Origin of the sequence: Rhizobium sp. NFR12 (assembly GCF_900108545.1) — a bacterium.
GTDB lineage: Bacteria > Pseudomonadota > Alphaproteobacteria > Rhizobiales > Rhizobiaceae > Neorhizobium > Neorhizobium soli.
The window spans coordinates 226,413-244,559 of sequence record NZ_FNWM01000002.1; the positions used below are offsets into that span (position 1 = coordinate 226,413).

Genomic DNA, 18,147 nt, shown 5'->3' on the forward strand with positions numbered 1-18,147 from the left:
GTCAGGACGGGCGCCGATGGTAGGGGTTTGATGAAAACGACTTATGCGTTTCGTGCCGCGATCGGTGCGGTTGGCATGCTGGCTGCAACCGTGTCTCTTTCCGGCTGCATGGGCGGCCCGACCTATGGCACCGACAAGACGGCAATGGCCCAGCTCGGCGACGATCTTGGAGCAGCCGTGGCTCTCGGCAGCGCCCGCGATGAAGAAAAAGAAAAGCTGCGCTACAATCCCCGCCCGACGCTGGTCGTTGCCGGCAAGGGTCAGAGCAGTCTTCCTGCACCCCAGCAGTCCCTTGCCAATCGCGAAAGCAACCCGAACTGGGTTGAATCGCCGGAAGAGACCCGTGCGCGCCTGCGTCTGGAAGCCAAGGAAAACGAAGGCAACAACAATTACCGTTCGCCGCTGATGGCCGGTCGTGGCCAGGGTGGTCAGATGACCGAAACGGAAAAATGGGAAGCCTTCCGCAAGGCCAAGCAGGATGTCGAAACGGTCAACATGGGCTCGCGCCGCCGTTCGCTGTCCGAGCCGCCGGCTGAATTCCGTGCCGCCGATGCCGCAACGCTTCAGGATCTCGGAGAACCCGAGAACGAGAAGGAGCGCCGTCGCAAGAAGGAAGCGCAGAGCGCAACCCAGGCGTCGAACAGCAGCTGGTGGAAGCCCTTCCAGTAAGACCTTGTCTTGCCTAATCCCGGCGTGAGCGAAAGAAGCCTGTCAGAATGTCGGCGGCTTCCCGCTCTCCGAGCCCGGAATAGACGTCCGGCGCGTGATGGCAGCTCGGTTGTGCAAAGAAACGCACGCCATTTTCCACAGCGCCCCCCTTCGGATCTCCCGCGCCGTAATACAGCCGGCGAATTCGCGCGAACGAAATCGCCGCCGCACACATGGTGCATGGTTCCAGCGTCACGTAAAGATCGGCACCACTAAGCCGTTCCTGGCCGAGAACCCCGGCCGCAGCCCGGATAACCGCAATCTCGGCATGCGCCGTCACGTCGTTCTTGGTGCGGGTCAGGTTGCCGGATCTGGCGATAATCTGGCCGTCCATGACCAGCACGGCACCCACGGGAACTTCGCCCTGTGCCGCTGCAAGCCTGGCTTCTGTGAGTGCGGCATCCATGAAACCGTCGCTCTTGGGCATTTCCGCGATTTCCTCTTAACCCGGCTCGCATGAACTGGTAGGAAGCATTCAACACGAAGCGCGCTGTGCGCGTGTTTCATCACCATCCACGAACACGAATGTCCGGTTCGTTTCCGTAGACATCATGCTTCAGGCAAACAACAAATGACTTCAAAAGACAAGCCGAAGCGCGGCGAAGCCAAAACCTTCATCCGCGAGATCAAGCCGAAATCTGCAGATGCTGCAGCCGGCAAGACAAAGACGGGGACGGGCTTCAAGAAACGGGCGCCCGCAAAGCCCGGTTCCGATGCGCCGCGCTCCGATCGTCCGCGCTCCGATGCGCCCCGCGCTGAAAAGCCCCGCGCCGAACACGCTGCCGCCGACAAGCCGGCAAAGCCGATGCGCCGTCAGGCAGCCTCTGCCGAAACGGCAGCGTCGGATGGTAAGCCCGAGCGTATTTCCAAGATCCTCGCCCGCGTCGGCGTGGCGTCCCGCCGCGATATCGAGCGGATGATCATGGATGGCCGTGTGTCGCTCAACGGCAAGGTTCTCGATACGCCGGTCGTCAACGTCACTTTCGACGATGCGATCGAGGTGGATGGCGTGCCGATCCGCGGCGTCGAGCGCACGCGCCTGTGGCTCTACCACAAGCCCGGCGGCCTGGTGACGACGAATTCCGATCCGGAAGGACGTCAGACCGTGTTTGAAAACCTGCCCGGCGAACTGCCGCGAGTTCTCTCCATCGGTCGCCTCGACATCAATACCGAAGGCCTGCTGCTTCTCACCAACGACGGCGGTCTGTCGCGCGTGCTGGAACTGCCGACGACGGGCTGGCTCCGCCGCTACCGCGTCCGCGCCCACGGCGAGGTGGATCAGGAAGCGCTCGACAAGCTGAAGGACGGCATTGCCGTTGATGGCGTTCTCTACGGCTCGATCGAAGCCACGCTCGACCGTTCGCAGGGCCGCAACGTCTGGATCACCATGGGTCTTCGCGAAGGCAAGAACCGCGAAATCAAGAACGTTCTCGGCGCGCTCGGCCTCGAGGTCAACCGCCTGATCCGTATCTCCTACGGCCCGTTCCAGCTCGGTGATCTGCCGGAAGGCGAGGTCATGGAAGTGCGCGGCCGCACGCTGCGCGACCAGCTCGGTCCGCGCCTGATCGAAGAGGCGAAGGCGAATTTCGACGCCCCGATCTACAACGAAACGCCTGCTGCCTCTGAAGACGAGAAGCCGGCGCGCTCCTCCCGCTCCGAATGGTCGAGCCCGGCGGACCGCCCGGCACGTCCTCGCGACGAGGACAGACGCGAACGCTCGCTCGGCCGTCTCGATACCAAGGCGACCGAACGCAAATTCTCCGACAAGCCGGCCGGCAAATTCGGCGGCAAGCCCGAGGGCAAGTTCGGCGCAAAGCCGGGCTTCAAGTCCAACGACCGTGATCTCGGCGACGAAAAGCCGAAGAAGCGTCCGCCGATGGGCACCAGCCGCACCGCCAATGTCTGGATGGCGCCGGGTGCGCGTCCGAACGCCGATGGCAGCGTCCGGGCGGTTTCCGCTCGTGCGCAGGCAGAGCAGCTGTTCAGGAAACAGGTGCCCGAAAATGACCGCCGCGTGATCGTGAAGCGCGCCGATGACGACGCCGACTGGATCCGTGCGGATTCTCCGCCGGAGCCGGAAAAGGGCGAATTCGGCGCCAAGCGTTCCTTCGGTGACAAGCCGCGCGGTGACAAACCCCGTGGCGACAAACCAAGAAGCGACAAGCCGAGAAGCGACAGACCCCGCAGCGATAGCCCCCGCGGTGACAGCCCGAGAGGCGAGCGCTCCTTCGGTGACCGCAAGCCACGCGAAAGCGGCGATCGTCCCTATGGCGACAAGCCCCGCGGCGAGCGTTCGTTTGGGGATCGTCCTTCCCGTGGTGACCGCCCGACAGGTGACCGCCCGACCGGCGACCGTCGCCCGCGTCAGGATGGTGACCGTCCCGCCCGTGCGTTCAACGCCGGAGAAGGCCGCTCCGATCGTCCGCGCTCGGATCGTCCGTTCGGTGACAAGTCCGCGTTCGGCGATAAGCCCAGAGGTGCACGGCCTGCCGGCAAATCCTTCGGTGGCAAGCCGAGCGGTGGCAAGCCAAGCTTTGGCGGTAAGCCGTCCGGTGGCAAGCCTTCGGGTGGCCGTCCCTCGGGTGGCAAGCCAGGCGGACGTCCGGCTGGCGCTCGATCAGGCGGCCCAGGTGGAAAACCGCGGACCCCGAGAGGCTGATCCGTGCGCATCGTAGGGGGTGAATTCCGGGGCCGCACTTTGGCCACGCCGAAGACCAGCGCGATCCGGCCGACCATCGACCGGACGCGCGAAAGCCTGTTCAACATTATCGGCCATGTCTATCCGCAGGCGCTCGATGGCACGCGGGTGATCGATCTTTTCGCCGGCACCGGTGCCGTCGGACTGGAAGCCGTCTCGCGCGGCTGTCGTCATGCGCTGTTTGTCGAAAACGGTGTCGAAGGTCGCGGTCTCCTGTGGGAGAACATCGACGCTTTCGGCCTGCATGGCCGCGCCCGCATCCTGCGCCGCGATGCGACCAAGCTCGGCCCGGTCGGTACGCTGGAACCCTACAACTTCCTCTTCGCCGATCCGCCTTATGGTCAGAAGCTGGGTGAGGGGGCTCTGTTTGCAGCCCATGTCGGCGGCTGGCTGGTGCCCGGCGCACTCGCGATCCTGGAAGAACGCGCCGATGTCACGGTTGCCGTCGATCCGGCCTTCAAACTGCTCGAAAGCCGAACCTTCGGCGATACGCGGATGGATTTCTTCCGCTACGAACCGGCCTGAGCGAGCGGGAAAGGCCGATCATGAGCACGAGGCTGACCCTTGCTGATCATGAGACAGCGGATCGCGTTGGCCGGAAGAAGGGCGATCTGCGCTACGCGGTCGCCTTCGGCGGCGGCGGCGCCCGCGGCATTTCCCACATCCATGTCATCGAAGCGCTGGACGAACTCGGCATCCGGCCGGTGGCGATTTCCGGCTCCTCGATCGGCGCGATCATGGGCGCCGCTATGGCATCGGGCATGTCGGGCCGCGAGATCCGCGACTATACCGTCGAGACCGTCGGCAACCGCGGCTCGCTGGTGAACCGGCTCTGGGGTCTCGGCCCGTCGACGATGCGGGATGCACTCGGCGGATTTCGCTTCGGTCACTTCAATCTGGAGCCGATCCTCGAGGCCTTCCTGCCGAGCCAGATCCCCCAGGATTTCGCCGATCTCGTCATACCCTTGAAGATCTCCGCCACCGATTATTATGGCCAGGCGGAGGTGATCCTCGAGACGGGCAATCTGCGCAAGGCGATCGCGGCCTCTGCTGCCATTCCCGGCCTGTTCATGCCGGTCAGGGTCAACAACCGCATCATGATCGATGGCGGCGTCTTCAATCCCGTCCCCTATGAGCAGTTGATGAATCTCGCCGACGTGGTGATCGGCATCGATGTGGTCGGCGCGCCGGAAGGCGATGGCCTGCATCCGCCCAACCGCTTCGACAGCCTGTTCGGCGCAAGCCAGCTCACCATGCAGGCCAGCATCGCCCTCAAGCTGAAGCTCAATCCGCCGCACATCTTCCTGCGCCCCAGCGTCAATCGATTCGGCGTGATGGATTTCTACAAGGCACGCGACATTCTCGAAGCCTCGGAAGGCACAAGAGACGAGCTGAAGCGGGCGATCGAGGCTCTGGAAACGGCCGCCTGATCACCATTTTCCGATCGAAACGCTGGAGACCTTGTCCTCCGCGTTTTTGGCGGAGCGCTTCGGCTTGATCAGTGGCTCGGGGCGAACGGGACTGTTGAAGAGCATCTCGCGGCCGGCGCCCAAACCCTGCACGGCCTGAACCTGCAGCCGTTCCTCGTCGCGACGGCGGATATCGTCGCCGATCTCGGAGGCGGCAGCCTCGCTCATGCCGAGCGCTTCCAGCGTCCGTCGCCCGAACAGCAGCCCGGACTCCAGCGTTTCGCGCAACTCGTATTCGACGTTCTTTTCGCGTAGCGCCAGCGAATGAACCCGGTCGTAGGACCGCACGAACAGGCGCACATCGGGAAATTCCGACGCAATCAGGTCGACGATCCGGTCCGTCGTTTCCCGTTTCTGCGTCGCGACCACAACGATCTTCGTCTTCTCGATACCGGACGCGATCAGAACGTCCTTGCGGGCACCATCGCCGAAATAGATCCGGAAGCCGAAATTCGCCGCCTGCCGGATACGCTCGGGACTGTCGTCGATGACAGTCACGGAACTGCCGCCGGCAAGCAGGATCTGCGCGGCGATCTGGCCGAAACGGGAAAAGCCGATCATCAGCACATCGGCTCCGGCGCCTTCGAAATCCTCCTCCAGATGTTCGCGCGTCTCGCTCTTCTGCAGGCGCCTAGCAAGCGCCGAGCCAAGCGGCGTCAGCGCCATCGACAGCGTCACGCCGGCAATCAGAAGCGAAGCGGTGGCGGAAGAGAGGAGGCCCGCCGCGGTCGCGGTGGTAAACAGCACGAAGCCAAATTCGCCACCCTGCGGCAACAGGAACGCGATCTTCAGGGCGTCATTGGGCGGCGAACCCCACAGGCGCGAGAGAGCGTAGACCACGGCCGCCTTCACACCCATGAACACGGCAACGGCCGGGATCAGGAAGGCAAGGTTTTCGAAGATCACCTGGACTTCGAGCGAAAGCCCGACAGCGACGAAGAACAGCGCCAGAAGCAGGCCGCGGAAGGGTTCGATATCCGCTTCCAGCTCGTGCCGATAGGAGGATTCCGCCAGCATGACGCCGGAGAGGAAAGCACCCATCGCCATCGACAGACCGACGGCCTGCATCGCAGCCGCCGAACCGAGCACGACGAGAAGGGCGGCGGCAATCATCACCTCGCGGGCACCGCTGCTGGCAATGATCTGGAACATCGGTGTCAGCAGGTACTTGCCGGCAATTACCATGGCGCCCACGGCAGCGACAGCGATTGCAAAGTCCAGCATCGGGGTGGCGGCTGCCTCGCTGGTGCCGGGTGCCAGGATTGTGATCAACGCCAGAAGCGGCACGATCGCGAGATCCTGGAACAGGAGAACGGAGAAGGAGCGCTGCCCGTAGCGGCTGTTCATCTCACCTGTGTCATTGAGGATCTGCAGCGCAAAGGCGGTGGACGACAGGGCAAGCCCGAAGCCGATCATCAGGCTACCGCGCCAGTCCGCCATTTCCGACAGGTAGGCGAACCCGCTCAGGATGCCACCCGATATCGCCACCTGCGCCGGCCCAAGCCCGAACACATCGGCCCGCATCTGCCACAGACGCGAGGGTTTCAGCTCCAGCCCGATGACGAAGAGCAGGAACACGACGCCGAATTCGGCGACATGCAGCACTTCCTGCGTATCGGTCACCTGTTGCAGCACCGGACCGATCAGGATGCCGGCCGCGAGATATCCAAGCACGGTGCCAAGACCGAGCCTGCGAAACAGCGGGGCGGCGATCACCGCACCGGCAAGCAGCATCAACATTTCAATAAAGTGGGAGCCGTTTGCAGTCATGGGGCACTTTCGGGTCGGGAATGCGGAAGGTCAACCGGGGAATCGGAGCGCTGCCCTTGATGCTTTGGTCGGTGCACAATAAATGGGGTGCAAACGAAAGGCTTGCAAACATGACCTCGCAAATCGATTCCGCCTCCCTTCTGGCGCGTGCCGGCGAACTGATCGATCTGGCCAAGGCGGCGGGCGCCGACAAGGCGGATGCGGTGGTCGTCCGTTCCCGCTCCAGTTCCGTCAGCGTCCGGCTCGGAAAGGTGGAAGGAACCGAATCCTCGGAAAGCGACGATTTCTCGCTGCGTGTCTTCGTCGGCAACAAGGTTGCAAGCGTTTCCGCCAATCCGGGTTTCGATCTCAAGGTCTTGGCCGAACGCGCAGTGGCGATGGCGAAGGTCTCGCCCGAGGATCCCTTCGCCTGCCTGGCGGATGAAAAGGACCTGGCCAGGGATTACCCGGATCTCGACCTGTTCGACCCGACCGAAGTCTCCGCCGATACGATGCGGGACGTGGCGCTCGAGATGGAACAGGCAGCGCTCGATGTCGAAGGCGTCACCAATTCGTCGGGATCCGGCGCCTCTGCCGGCATGGGCGGAATGGTTCTCGTTACTTCGCACGGATTTTCCGGCGCCTATATGGCCAGCCGCTTCGGCCGCTCCGTCAGCGTTATCGCCGGCGAGGGCACGAAGATGGAGCGCGACTACGATTTCGACAGCCGTCTGTTTGCAGCCGATCTCGACGATCCGAAGCTGATCGGCCGGCGGGCCGGCGAGCGGGTGGTCAAGCGCATCAATCCGCGCCAGGTCGATACCGGCAGCAATGTTACCGTTGTCTTCGAACCCCGCATTGCGCGCGGCTTTGTCAGCCATATCGCCGGCGCCATCAATGGCGGATCGGTTGCCCGCAAGACATCGTTCCTGCGCGACAAGATGGGCCAGCAGGTGCTGAAGTCAGGCCTCAACATCACCGACGATCCCTTGATCGTGCGCGGTTCTTCCTCGCGCCCCTTCGATGGCGAGGGTGTGAAGGGCGAGCGTCTGGTGATGATTGAGGACGGCGTGCTGAACCACTGGTTCCTCTCCACCTCGACAGGACGCGAGATCGGGTTCCCGACCAATGGCCGCGGCGTGCGCGGCGGCACGTCCGTCACCCCGGCCTCGACCAATCTGGCGCTGGAACCGGGAGACATTTCGCCTGAAGACCTGATCCGCCAGATCGGCACCGGTTTCTACATCACCGAACTGATCGGCCAGGGCGCGAACATGATCACCGGCGAGTATTCGCGCGGCGCGACCGGCTTCTGGATCGAGAACGGCGAGCTTGCCTATCCGGTGTCCGAAGTGACGATCGCCTCCAACCTGAAGGACATGTTCATGCGGATGACGCCGGCAAACGATATCGACCGCAAGTTCGGCACTGCCTCTCCGACGATCGCCATCGAAGGCATGACGCTGGCGGGACGCTGACCGATGGCTGGCGCGGAAGGGCAATGGCTTGAAGATCTGGACCTGATCCGCGATGCCGCCCGTCAGGCCGGCGAGATCGCGCATGGCTATTTCGGCCAGTCGCCGGAAGTCTGGTGGAAAAACGAGGGCTCGTCGCCCGTCAGTGCCGCAGACTTTGCGGCAAACGACATTCTCCAGAGCCTGCTTCTGACCGCCCGTCCCAATTACGGCTGGCTGTCCGAAGAAACGGATGACGACGACGCCAGGCTTTCACTCGACACGCTGTTCGTGGTGGATCCGATCGACGGCACCCGCGCCTTCATCAATGGCGAAAAGACCTGGTGCGTCTCGGTCGCCGTCGTCCATCACGGCCGACCCGTGGCGGGCGTTCTGGTCGCGCCGGCGCTCGGCGAGGAGTTCTTTGCCGTCAAGGGCGGTCAGGCGATCCGCAACGGTGCGCCGATCTCTGTTACCAAGGATGATCATGATAAGCTTGTGATCGCTGCCGATGAAAACCTTGTGAAGAAATTTGATCTGCCGTTCCGCAGCCATGTCGAACGCCATCGGCATATCCCGTCGCTCGCCTACCGGCTGGCGATGGTCGCGGACGGACGCCTCGATGGCACCGTCGTCAAGCGCAACTCGCATGACTGGGATCTCGCCGCCGCCGACCTTATCCTGGAATGCGCAGGCGGCCGGTTGACCGACCTTGCGGGAAGCCCGCTCACCTACAACCGGCGGCAGGTCCGCCACGAGATGCTGGTGGCTGGCGCAGAGCATGCACTGGAACGGCTATTGCCGCACATCCAGCGATTTCCGGCCGCTTGACCTTTGTGGCGTAATGCCGCAGATGAGGATCGGGCGGAGAGGATAAACGGGACAGGATGGACATGACCGCGACGACTGACAAGAAACAGCTTCTGCATCTGGTTTTCGGTGGCGAACTTTCGAGCCTCGAAGAGGTTCAGTTCAAGGATCTTGCGGCGCTGGATATCGTCGGCATCTATCCCGATTATGCAACGGCCCTGACGGCCTGGCGCAGCAAGGCACAGCAGACGGTCGACAACGCCCAGATGCGCTATTTCATCGTTCACATGCATCGCCTGCTCGAGCCGGGCCCCAAGTAACGCTGAAGCAAGCCTGATCTGCCAGGTTTCGAAATGCCAAGGTCTGGAACATAGGGTCCGGGACCCCTTTTTGACGCATTTGTGCATGACAGAAATTCGGCGACTGATACGATATCAGAAGGACGACCGGGATTGATGACGGCCATCATGCAGTGGGGGCAAAAGCGATGAGCGGCAGTATGGCTCGCATGGCCCTGGCGGGATACCGCCTGGCCGGCATCGCGCTTTATCCCTTTGCCGGGCCGTACCTCACGTACCGGTCGATGAAGGGCAAGGAAGATTCCTCGCGCCGTCTCGAAAGGCTCGGCTATGCCAGCCTCCCGCGCCCGCGCGGACCGCTGGTCTGGGTTCATGCCGCAAGCGTCGGCGAAACCATGTCGATCATGCCGCTGATCCGCGAACTTCGCCGTCGCGAGATCCATGTCCTGCTGACGACAGGGACCGTTACATCCGCAGCACTGGTCGATGCCAGGCTCGGCGATGAAGTCATTCATCAATATGTGCCGTTCGATCTGAAATTCTCCATCAAGCGCTTTGTCTCCTACTGGAAGCCGGATGCGTGCATTACGGCCGAGTCCGAAATCTGGCCGACGACGGTCGCCGAACTGGCACGCCGCCGGATCCCGCAGATCCGCGTCAATGCACGCCTCTCCGATCGCTCGTTCACGCGCTGGCACAATCACAATACCATCGCCGAAGCGCTGTTCGAAAAGCTGGCCCTCGTGGTGGCCCAGTCCGATCTCGATGCGGAGCGTTTCCGTGATCTCGGCGCCTGGCCGGTGATCGTGTCCGGCAACCTCAAGACCGATACCGACCCGCCGCCATGCGACGAGGAGCTCCTGGCCCGCTACAAGGCCGAAATCGGCGAGCGCAAGACCTGGGCTGCGATCTCCACCTTCGATGGCGAGGAAAAGGCCGCTGCCACCGTGCATCGGGCGCTGAAGCCGAAAAGCAACCTGTTGACCATCCTCGTGCCCCGTCATCCGGATCGCGCAGATGCGATCGAGGACATGCTGAAGGCGGAAGGTCTCACCGTCGCGCGCCGCTCGCGCAACGACACGATCACGCCGGAAACCGATATCTTCCTCGGCGACTCCATCGGTGAAATGGGTCTTTATCTGCGGCTGACCGAAATCTCCTTTGTCGGCAAGTCGTTGACCAACGAGGGCGGCCAGAACCCGCTGGAGCCGGCCATGCTCGGATCTGCGGTTCTGTCCGGCCCGAACATCGACAATTTCCGCGATGCCTACCAGCATCTGGTCAAGAAGGGCGGCGCCCGGATGGTCCGCGATGTCGAGATGCTGGCAAAGGCCGTGCATTACCTGATGATCAACGACCCTGCCCGCCGCAAGATGGTCGAAGCCGGCCATGACGCGATGGACGAGATGCGCGGCGCGCTGGCAAAGACCGTCAAGGCGCTCGAACCTTACGTCAATCCGCTCACCGTCAGCGCCAGACTTCAGCCGAAGACAGCCGCCGCCGGTGCTGCACGCTGATGGCCGGGGAGACAGGCGACGTGGTGGATATGGACTTCTCGCATATCGCCGGCATCCTGTTCGACAAGGACGGCACGCTTTTGCACTATGATGCGAGCTGGGGACCGGTGAACCGCGAAGCGGCCCGCATCGCGTCGGGCGGCGACGCCGATCTCGAAACGCGCCTCCTGCAAGCCGGCGGCATGGATCCCGTCTCCGGCCACACCCGTGCCGATAGCCTGCTTGCGGCCGGCAATGCCGCCGAGATCGCCGCAGGTTTCGTGTCCGCAGGCGCCCCCATGGATGTGGCAGATCTCACCCGTCAGCTCGATGCACTCTTCGTGCGCTCGGCCGAATATTCCGTTCCGGTCACCGATCTCGCCGCCTTCTTCGGCGCGCTGAAGGCACGCGGCCTGAAGCTCGGCATCGCCTCCAGCGACAATGAGGAAGCCATCCGCCAGACGGCGATCCGTTTCGGCTTTATCGATCATGTCGATTTCATCTGCGGCTATGACAGCGGTTTTGGTGTGAAGCCCAAACCCGGTATGTTCCTCAAATTCTGCGAAGTCGTCGGTCTCGACCCCGCGCAGGTGGCGATGGTCGGCGACAACAATCACGATATGCACATGGGCGAGGCGGCAGGCGCCGGCATCAAGGTCGCGGTTTTGACCGGGACCGGTTCGCGCCAGACGCTCTCGACTGCCGCCGATCTCTGCCTCGACGATATCTCCGCCTTTGCCGCCCTCCTGCCGGTCTCGGCACCGGCTGCGGCGGGCTGAGCGGTGGTTTCCGAAGCACCGCCATTCTGGTGGACGAAGGCCGACTGGCGCGTCTGGGCGCTGTCGCCGGTTTCGTTCGTCTATGGTGCCGTCTCCGGCCGCCGCATGGCGAAGTCTAAGCGGGCGCAGTCGCCGCTGCCGGTCATTTGCGTCGGAAACTTCACCGTCGGCGGTGCCGGCAAGACACCGACGGCGATCACGCTTGCCCGCGCTGCCAAGGAGAAAGGCCTCACGCCCGGTTTCCTCACCCGCGGCTATGGTGGATCGCTCGACGTCACGACAATGGTCGATCGCTCCAAACACAGGGCCGAAGCCGTCGGTGACGAAGCGTTGCTTCTCGAGCGCGAAGCGATGACCGTCATTTCCCGCCGCCGCGTGGACGGTGCGAGAATGCTGGCGCAAAACGGCGCCGATCTCATCATCATGGATGACGGGTTCCAGAGCGCCCGTCTCTCGATCGATTTCGCTTTGGTGGTGATCGATTCCGTCCGCGGCATCGGCAATGGCCATCTCGTGCCGGGCGGTCCCGTGCGGGCACCGCTGGCCGAGCAGATGCGCCAGGCCTCCGCCATCCTCAAGGTCGGCACCGGCGACGCGGCCGACAGGATCGTGCGTCAGGCATCGCGCGCCGGCAAGCAGGTCCACGTCGCGACACTCGATCCAAGCCCCGGCCAGTCGCTGGCGGGCACAAATCTTCTCGCCTTTACCGGGATTGCCGATCCGGAGAAATTCTACCGCACCGTCAACAGCGTCGGCGGGCTGATTTCAGAGCGCCGGTCGTTCCCGGACCATCATTTCTTCTTGGCGGATGAAATCGAAAGCCTGCTGGAGGATGCCGACAGGAACGGTCTCCATCTCGTGACGACGGCAAAGGACGCGGTGCGTCTCGTCGGTCATCACGGTCCCGCCGAAAAATTGCTCAACCGGGTACAGGTGGTGGACGTGGAGATGATCTTCGACAATCCGAAGGCGCCTGGCCAGATCATCGACGCAGCACTCGCCCGTTTTCGCGGACGTCGATTGAAGAACGGCGTTAAACCCTGATCAGGTCGCAATCGCGCGTCGGTTGATTGTGCTTAAGCCCGGCTCTGGTTCGGCAGCATGCCGGCACGCTTGTCGGCTTCCAGCGAGGAAGCGCAATCGGCATAGGCTTCCTGCCGCGCCACGCTCCAGTATTTGAGCTCGTCGACGGGGATCTGTGCCCCCGTCATCGCGCAGATCACGTATGAACCGCTGCTGACGATCTGGTAGTCGCCATCCAGGTACCGGATTTTCGCTTCGCGGAAGCTGCCGCCTTCGAACCGGTTCATCTGTCTGCGTCTCCTGCGAAAAAACATCGGATTGCTCGCGCGTTATGCCGTCATTCCCTACACCGCGTCTGGCGCGCCTTCAAGTCCGCCCGAACAGGCGTTCGATGTCGGAGAGCTTGAGTTCGATATAGGTCGGGCGGCCGTGGTTGCAGGTGCCGGAACCGGGCGTTGCCTCCATCTGGCGCAAAAGCGCATTCATCTCGTCGGGCCGAAGCCGGCGCCCTGAGCGCACCGAGCCATGGCAGGCCATGGTGGCCGCGACATATTCCAGCTTGCCGCGCAGGGCACCGGCCGTGCCCCATTCGGCCACTTCGTCGGCGAGGTCGCGGATCAGCGAGGATGCATCCACTTCGCCCAGCATGGCGGGCGTCTCGCGCACGGCAACCGCGCCGGGACCGAACCGCTCGACCGCCAGCCCCAGCCGGTCGAGTTCTTGCGCATGCGTCATCAGCCGGTCGCAATCTTCTTCCGGCAGATCGACGATCTCCGGAATGAGCAGAACCTGGGACGCCAGCCGCTTGTCGTTCAAAGCCTGGCGCAGTGCCTCGTAGACCAGCCTTTCATGTGCCGCATGCTGGTCGACGATGACAAGGCCGTTTTCTGTCTGGGCGACGATATAGTTCTCGTGAACCTGCGCGCGGGCCGCACCCAGCCGGTGCCGCTGCCTGTCTTCGGAAACGTGCACCGTTTCCGATATGGCATCGTCCGTACGCGCCGTCGGCATGGTCAGCACATCGAAATCCTGCTGCGCCCGTTCCCCGAAGCCGAACGGTGCCTGCAGCGGCCGCGACGGTGATGCTGCCGGGCTCCAGGGCGCTGGCGTCGGTGGCCGATAGGCGGGGCCGGATGAAAACCCCGGCCTGAACGCCTGCATCATGCCGGATGCGCCGGTCGTGTTCGCCCGGTCGCCCTCGCGGTGCAACGCCTCGCGGATAGCGCCGACGATCAGTCCGCGCACCAGCCCCGGATCGCGAAACCTCACGTCTGCCTTGGCTGGGTGCACATTGACATCCACCAGCGCCGGATCGAGCGTGATCGAAAGCACCGCCACCGGATAGCGACCGGAGGGCATCCGCTCCGCATAGGCGCCGCGGATGGCCGACAGGATCAGCTTGTCCTGCACCGGCCGTCCGTTGACGAAAGCATATTGGTGCCCCGAATTGCCCCGGTGGAATGTCGGCAGGCCGACGAAACCGGTCAGCCCCACATCCTCGCGCATCGCGTCGATCTCGATCGCGTTGTCGCGAAACTCGGCCCCGAGAACCTGCGCCATGCGCGCCAGATGGTCCTCGCCGGTCGCCGGCAGGTCCAGCGTGGTGCGGTCGGAGCCCGACAGAACGAAACGCACATGCGGAAAAGCGATCGCCATCCGCTTGACGATTTCGGTGATCGCACCGGCTTCCGCCCGTTCGGTCTTGAGGAATTTCAGGCGTGCCGGCGTCGCAAAGAAGATGTCACGAACTTCGACCACCGTGCCGGGATTGGCCGGTGCCGGCCGCGCCGCGGTCGTCTTGCCGCCGGTGACCGACACCTGCGAGCCGCTGTCGCTCCCTTGGCGCCGGCTGGTGATCGTGAGTTTCGCGACCGACCCGATCGACGGCAATGCCTCGCCGCGAAAGCCGAGCGTTCTGATATCGTCGAGCGTCGTCGCGATCTTCGAGGTGCAGTGGCGCCGGATCGCGAGGTCGAGATCAGCGGGCTCCATGCCCGATCCATTGTCTGTGACGCGCAAAAGAGACTTGCCGCCGCCCGCCGTGGCGATCTCGATGCGCGTCGCACCCGCATCGATGGCGTTTTCGACCAGTTCCTTCACGGCGCTCGCGGGTCGCTCGATGACCTCGCCGGCAGCGATCTGGTTGATGAGCGTTTCGGAAAGCTGCTTGATGAACATGGCGCTATTTTCAAGGATTTCCGGCGGGAAGGAAAGGCTGCCGGATGGTTTGTCCCCTGCAAGCCCTGCAGCAAGCCTATCTTAATTCGGCCTTAACCGAAAACCGATATTCAATCTGAGTTGAACAGGATGAACCCGGGAGAGCGCCAGCTCTCCGCAGAGGAACCGATGTATGGGCCGGCTGGGCACCCGTACACGAGGATCGGCCCTTTGTTCGAGGACTTGAAGCCAGCATGTGTCTTACCCGACTTGATTAATTGAGACGGATTGCACCGCATGGTGCCGGCGATTGGCCGAGTCTGTGAACACACAGGGGGTTTTGTCACATGAATGATTTGGCGTCGGCGGACGCGGACATTCAGACTGCGATGATGGAAGTGATTTCCGAGGCGATCTCGGGTGGGCACTCAGGCGGCCTTGTCGTCTACGACAAGAACGACCTGTTGATCTTTGCCGGTCAACAACTGACCATCCTTCTCGGCATTCCTGACAGCGTCCTTGCACCCGGTACACGGCTGCGCGATCTCCTTGGTGCCATCTATGACGGCGGCGGACGGTTCATGTCCGAGACCGGCGGCACAAAACGATTGCTCAGCCGCGACGACTGGATTTCCGACAATATTGCCACGCTCTGGAAGGAGCGGCACGAGGCGCTGATGCGCCGTGGTGCCGATCGCTGGATCAGTCTTGCCAAACGGCGCCTGCCGTCGGGCTACGGCGTCTGCATCCTCCGGGACGTGTCCGAACAGCGCAAGCGCGAAGAGCAGTGGCGCGCCGACATGGAGCGCGTGCAGTTGACCGAGGATATCCTCGACAACCTGCCGTTCCCGGTCATGGTCAAGGACACCAATCTCGCCTTCGTCGCCGTCAACAAGGCCGCCTGCCGCTTTCACGATCTCCCCGCCGAAGCGCTGCTCGGCTGCACGGGGACCGACATCCATGCTCCGGCCTTGGCCCAGCGGCTCGACGGTATCAATCGCCGGGTGGTGGAAGACGGCGAGGAGATCCAGCTGCCGGAGCGTCTGACGCGTCCGGATGGCTCGCAGATGGTGATCGTCGCCAACAAGTACCGGATCGGCAAACCAGGCCGGTACTATCTCGTCACCGCCATGCAGGACATTTCCCGAATGGTAGAAGTGGAAGAGGACGGGCGTGGCTTTATCCGCCTGTTCGACGACCCCAATCTGTTTTCCGCCAAGCTGCATCGCAAGAGCAAGATGCGGGACGCTTTGCAGGGCGCGGATCCCGATATCGCCGGCAGCCAGATCCTGATCGTCTCGAGCGACCCGCTTTTCACTGGAACCGCGAAGGCGATCCTTGCGGATTTTCAGGTCGAGGCATCCTCGGTCGTTGATGAACACGAACTGGCGCTTTGCCTCGAACTCGTGTCCAACGCCGCGGTCAGGGTCGATCTCATCGTCGCGGATCGCGATCTGGCGTCCGCCTGCCGCGCCATCGGCTCAAATTACGACAAACAGGTCGTGGCCTTCGATGCTGCGGCTCTCGAAGAGCATCTCGTTCCGACCCTCAGCCGCGAACTGACCAAGTTGCGTGGACCTGTCGAACAGGACGAAGAAGACAACTGGCAGATCCTGCCCGATGACCCTCAGCCCTGCGTCGATATCCTTGTTGCTGAAGATAACGAGGTGAACCAGATCGTGTTCTCGCAGATCCTCGAAAGCCTCGGGTACCGCTATGCGATTGCGGTCGATGGAGAAGAGGTGGTCAGGATGTGGCACGAGCTTCGTCCTTCGCTGGTGCTGATGGATGTCACTCTGCCGACCCTGAACGGCTTCGAGGCAGCGCGGGCGATCCGCACGCTCGAGGAAGAAGGGCAGGCGTCGACACCGATCGTCGGCGTCCTCGCCCAGGCATTCGACCGCGACCGCGAGGAATGCTTTGCATCGGGAATGGACGACGTGATCCTGAAGCCGATCAGTCCCGATGTGCTGGAAACCCTGTTCGCGAAATTTCTCGTCGTTGCCGGTTCGCAGCAGATGCTGTCTTGAGCATGGATCGGAAGCGCGGGCGGCTATCCCGAAACGCTACGGTTCCGCTATGAAATGTTAAGCTTTGTCCCGCATCGTCGCCTATCAAATGTGGTGCAAGCGGATAAACTTATGACGTTGGCGGAAAACCCGTTGCCGCAGCTCCGTCAGCATGAGCTGCAGGCCAAGGCTTATAGCGACCCGCTTACGGGTCTTGGAAACCGACACCGTATGCGCGACAAGGTTCACCTTCTCGCCGCAGAGCGTGCAGCCGATCCCGCCCCGTTTACTGTTTGCATTGCCAATCTCGATGGTTTCAAGCCGATCAACGACCTGTTCGGTATGGAAGCGGGCGACGAGATCCTCTGCCAGGTCGCGCATCGCCTCAAGGCCTGCATTCCGGATGGCGCAACGGTCACTCGTCACGACGGCGACGAGTTTGCCTTCGTGCTGCCGCTCGTCTTCGAGCGCACCGGTGCCGAACGGATCGGCCAGATGATCCGGGATGTTCTTTCCGCACCCTATGATCTGGGGGATCGCAATGTGCGTCTCTCGGCGTCCTTCGGCTTTGCCATCTACCCCTTCGCCGGCGAGCATTTCGAGGAACTGCTGAAGAGCGCTGAAACCGCGCTTTACCGGTCCAAACGCCGCGGTCGCGGCCAGATCACGGTCTATTCCCAGGAAATCGCGCAGGAGATGATGCGCGCGACGCAGCTTGAACAGGCGCTGCGCCATGCGATCATCAGCGATGCCGTGGATGTCCATTTCCAGCCTATCGTGCGCCTGGACGATGGATCGGTCGTCGGGTTCGAGGCACTCGCGAGATGGAACGACAAGGATCTCGGTTTCGTATCGCCCGCCGTCTTCGTGCCGCTTGCCGAAGAGCGCGGTTTCATCGATGCGCTGTCGGAAACCCTGCTGCGCAAGGCAGCCGAGGCAGCGCTGTCCTGGCCGCGGGATCTGTTCCTGTCCTTCAATCTGTCCTCCGCCCAGCTGATGGACCCGACGACCACGGAAAGCATCCTTTCGACGCTCGCCCGCGTCGGGCTCGATCCGCATCGGCTGGAATTCGAGATCACCGAAACCGCCGTGATGACCTCGGCCGATACGGCAGAGCGCATCATCACGGATCTTCGCAAGGCAGGCGCGCGCATCTCGCTCGATGATTTCGGCACCGGTCAGTCCAGTCTCGGACGTCTGCGCGACTTCACCTTCGACAAGGTCAAGATCGATCGCGCCTTCGTCTCCCGCATCACCTCGGACCGTGCCTCTGGACACATCGTCAGGGCGATCATCGCCATGTGCGACGGTCTGGAACTGGAAGTGGTCGCCGAGGGCATCGAGCAGCCGGAAGAAGCGGAAATGCTGCGATCGCTGGGCTGTGCCATGGGGCAGGGCTATTACCACGGCAGACCCGCCGATACGGCCTCGACGCTGCGCTATCTGAGCACCCATCACCGCGACTTCATGACCCCCGAACGGGACTGATCTTCTGC

16 protein-coding genes are annotated in these 18,147 nt (G+C 62.9%); 12 read left to right on the plus strand and 4 right to left on the minus strand.

The window, feature by feature from the left end; all coding sequences use genetic code 11:
- Positions 1–30: 30 nt before the first annotated feature.
- Positions 31–669, plus strand: coding sequence for a hypothetical protein (locus BLW69_RS08375; protein WP_092662408.1), 639 nt, complete (start codon positions 31–33; stop codon positions 667–669).
- A 13-nt stretch (positions 670–682) separates the two neighbouring features.
- On the opposite strand, the gene BLW69_RS08380 is transcribed toward BLW69_RS08375, so the two are convergent.
- The gene (locus BLW69_RS08380) at positions 683–1,135 is read right to left on the minus strand and encodes a nucleoside deaminase (RefSeq protein WP_062453707.1); all 453 of its coding nucleotides are present in this window, start codon (positions 1,133–1,135) and stop codon (positions 683–685) included.
- Positions 1,136–1,279: 144 nt separating this feature from the next.
- Here BLW69_RS08380 and BLW69_RS08385 point away from each other — a divergent pair, with 144 nt between their 5' ends.
- From BLW69_RS08385 to BLW69_RS08395, 3 genes are read left to right on the plus strand one after another with little or no spacing between them, the layout of a single operon-like run.
- Complete coding sequence (locus tag BLW69_RS08385; protein ID WP_244508781.1) at positions 1,280–3,367, plus strand: pseudouridine synthase; 2,088 nt, start codon at positions 1,280–1,282, stop codon at positions 3,365–3,367.
- Positions 3,368–3,370: 3 nt separating this feature from the next.
- A complete protein-coding gene (rsmD, locus tag BLW69_RS08390; protein WP_092661368.1) occupies positions 3,371–3,931 on the plus strand; it encodes a 16S rRNA (guanine(966)-N(2))-methyltransferase RsmD in 561 nt (186 codons plus the stop codon).
- Positions 3,932–3,951: 20 nt separating this feature from the next.
- Positions 3,952–4,836 carry a patatin-like phospholipase family protein gene (locus tag BLW69_RS08395; RefSeq protein ID WP_092661370.1) on the plus strand — a complete coding sequence of 295 codons (885 nt, stop codon included), beginning with the start codon at positions 3,952–3,954 and terminating at the stop codon, positions 4,834–4,836.
- On the opposite strand, the gene BLW69_RS08400 is transcribed toward BLW69_RS08395, so the two are convergent.
- On the minus strand, positions 4,837–6,645 hold the full coding sequence (locus BLW69_RS08400; protein WP_092661372.1) for a monovalent cation:proton antiporter-2 (CPA2) family protein: 1,809 nt from the start codon (positions 6,643–6,645) through the stop codon (positions 4,837–4,839). It lies immediately after the preceding gene.
- Between the two features lie 110 nt (positions 6,646–6,755).
- Between BLW69_RS08400 and BLW69_RS08405 the strand changes: the two genes are divergently transcribed.
- The 6 genes from BLW69_RS08405 (at position 6,756) to lpxK (ending at position 12,506) form a co-directional block, all read left to right on the plus strand.
- Positions 6,756–8,102, plus strand: coding sequence for a TldD/PmbA family protein (locus tag BLW69_RS08405; RefSeq protein ID WP_092662411.1), 1,347 nt, complete (start codon positions 6,756–6,758; stop codon positions 8,100–8,102).
- A gap of 3 nt (positions 8,103–8,105) precedes the next feature.
- Positions 8,106–8,909, plus strand: a complete 804-nt coding sequence (locus tag BLW69_RS08410; RefSeq protein ID WP_092661374.1) for a 3'(2'),5'-bisphosphate nucleotidase CysQ — start codon at positions 8,106–8,108, stop codon at positions 8,907–8,909.
- A 62-nt stretch (positions 8,910–8,971) separates the two neighbouring features.
- A complete protein-coding gene (locus BLW69_RS08415) occupies positions 8,972–9,208 on the plus strand; it encodes a DUF4170 domain-containing protein (RefSeq protein ID WP_062454846.1) in 237 nt (78 codons plus the stop codon).
- A gap of 167 nt (positions 9,209–9,375) precedes the next feature.
- Positions 9,376–10,704, plus strand: a complete 1,329-nt coding sequence (waaA, locus tag BLW69_RS08420; RefSeq protein WP_092661376.1) for a lipid IV(A) 3-deoxy-D-manno-octulosonic acid transferase — start codon at positions 9,376–9,378, stop codon at positions 10,702–10,704.
- Positions 10,704–11,462, plus strand: a complete 759-nt coding sequence (locus BLW69_RS08425) for an HAD family hydrolase (protein ID WP_244508782.1) — start codon at positions 10,704–10,706, stop codon at positions 11,460–11,462. The genes waaA and BLW69_RS08425 overlap by 1 nt, the downstream gene beginning before the upstream one ends.
- Before the next feature lie 3 nt (positions 11,463–11,465).
- Entirely contained in the window at positions 11,466–12,506 is a 1,041-nt protein-coding gene (gene lpxK / locus BLW69_RS08430) for a tetraacyldisaccharide 4'-kinase (protein WP_092661378.1), read from the plus strand.
- Positions 12,507–12,538: 32 nt separating this feature from the next.
- On the opposite strand, the gene BLW69_RS08435 is transcribed toward lpxK, so the two are convergent.
- Positions 12,539–12,772, minus strand: coding sequence for a DUF2093 domain-containing protein (locus BLW69_RS08435; RefSeq protein ID WP_092661380.1), 234 nt, complete (start codon positions 12,770–12,772; stop codon positions 12,539–12,541).
- A 79-nt stretch (positions 12,773–12,851) separates the two neighbouring features.
- The gene (mutL, locus tag BLW69_RS08440; protein ID WP_092661382.1) at positions 12,852–14,663 is read right to left on the minus strand and encodes a DNA mismatch repair endonuclease MutL; all 1,812 of its coding nucleotides are present in this window, start codon (positions 14,661–14,663) and stop codon (positions 12,852–12,854) included.
- Between the two features lie 326 nt (positions 14,664–14,989).
- Between mutL and BLW69_RS08445 the strand changes: the two genes are divergently transcribed.
- On the plus strand, positions 14,990–16,672 hold the full coding sequence (locus tag BLW69_RS08445) for a response regulator (RefSeq protein WP_062453698.1): 1,683 nt from the start codon (positions 14,990–14,992) through the stop codon (positions 16,670–16,672).
- 111 nt (positions 16,673–16,783) lie between these two features.
- A complete protein-coding gene (locus tag BLW69_RS08450) occupies positions 16,784–18,139 on the plus strand; it encodes a putative bifunctional diguanylate cyclase/phosphodiesterase (RefSeq protein ID WP_062579341.1) in 1,356 nt (451 codons plus the stop codon).
- Positions 18,140–18,147 lie beyond the last annotated feature (8 nt).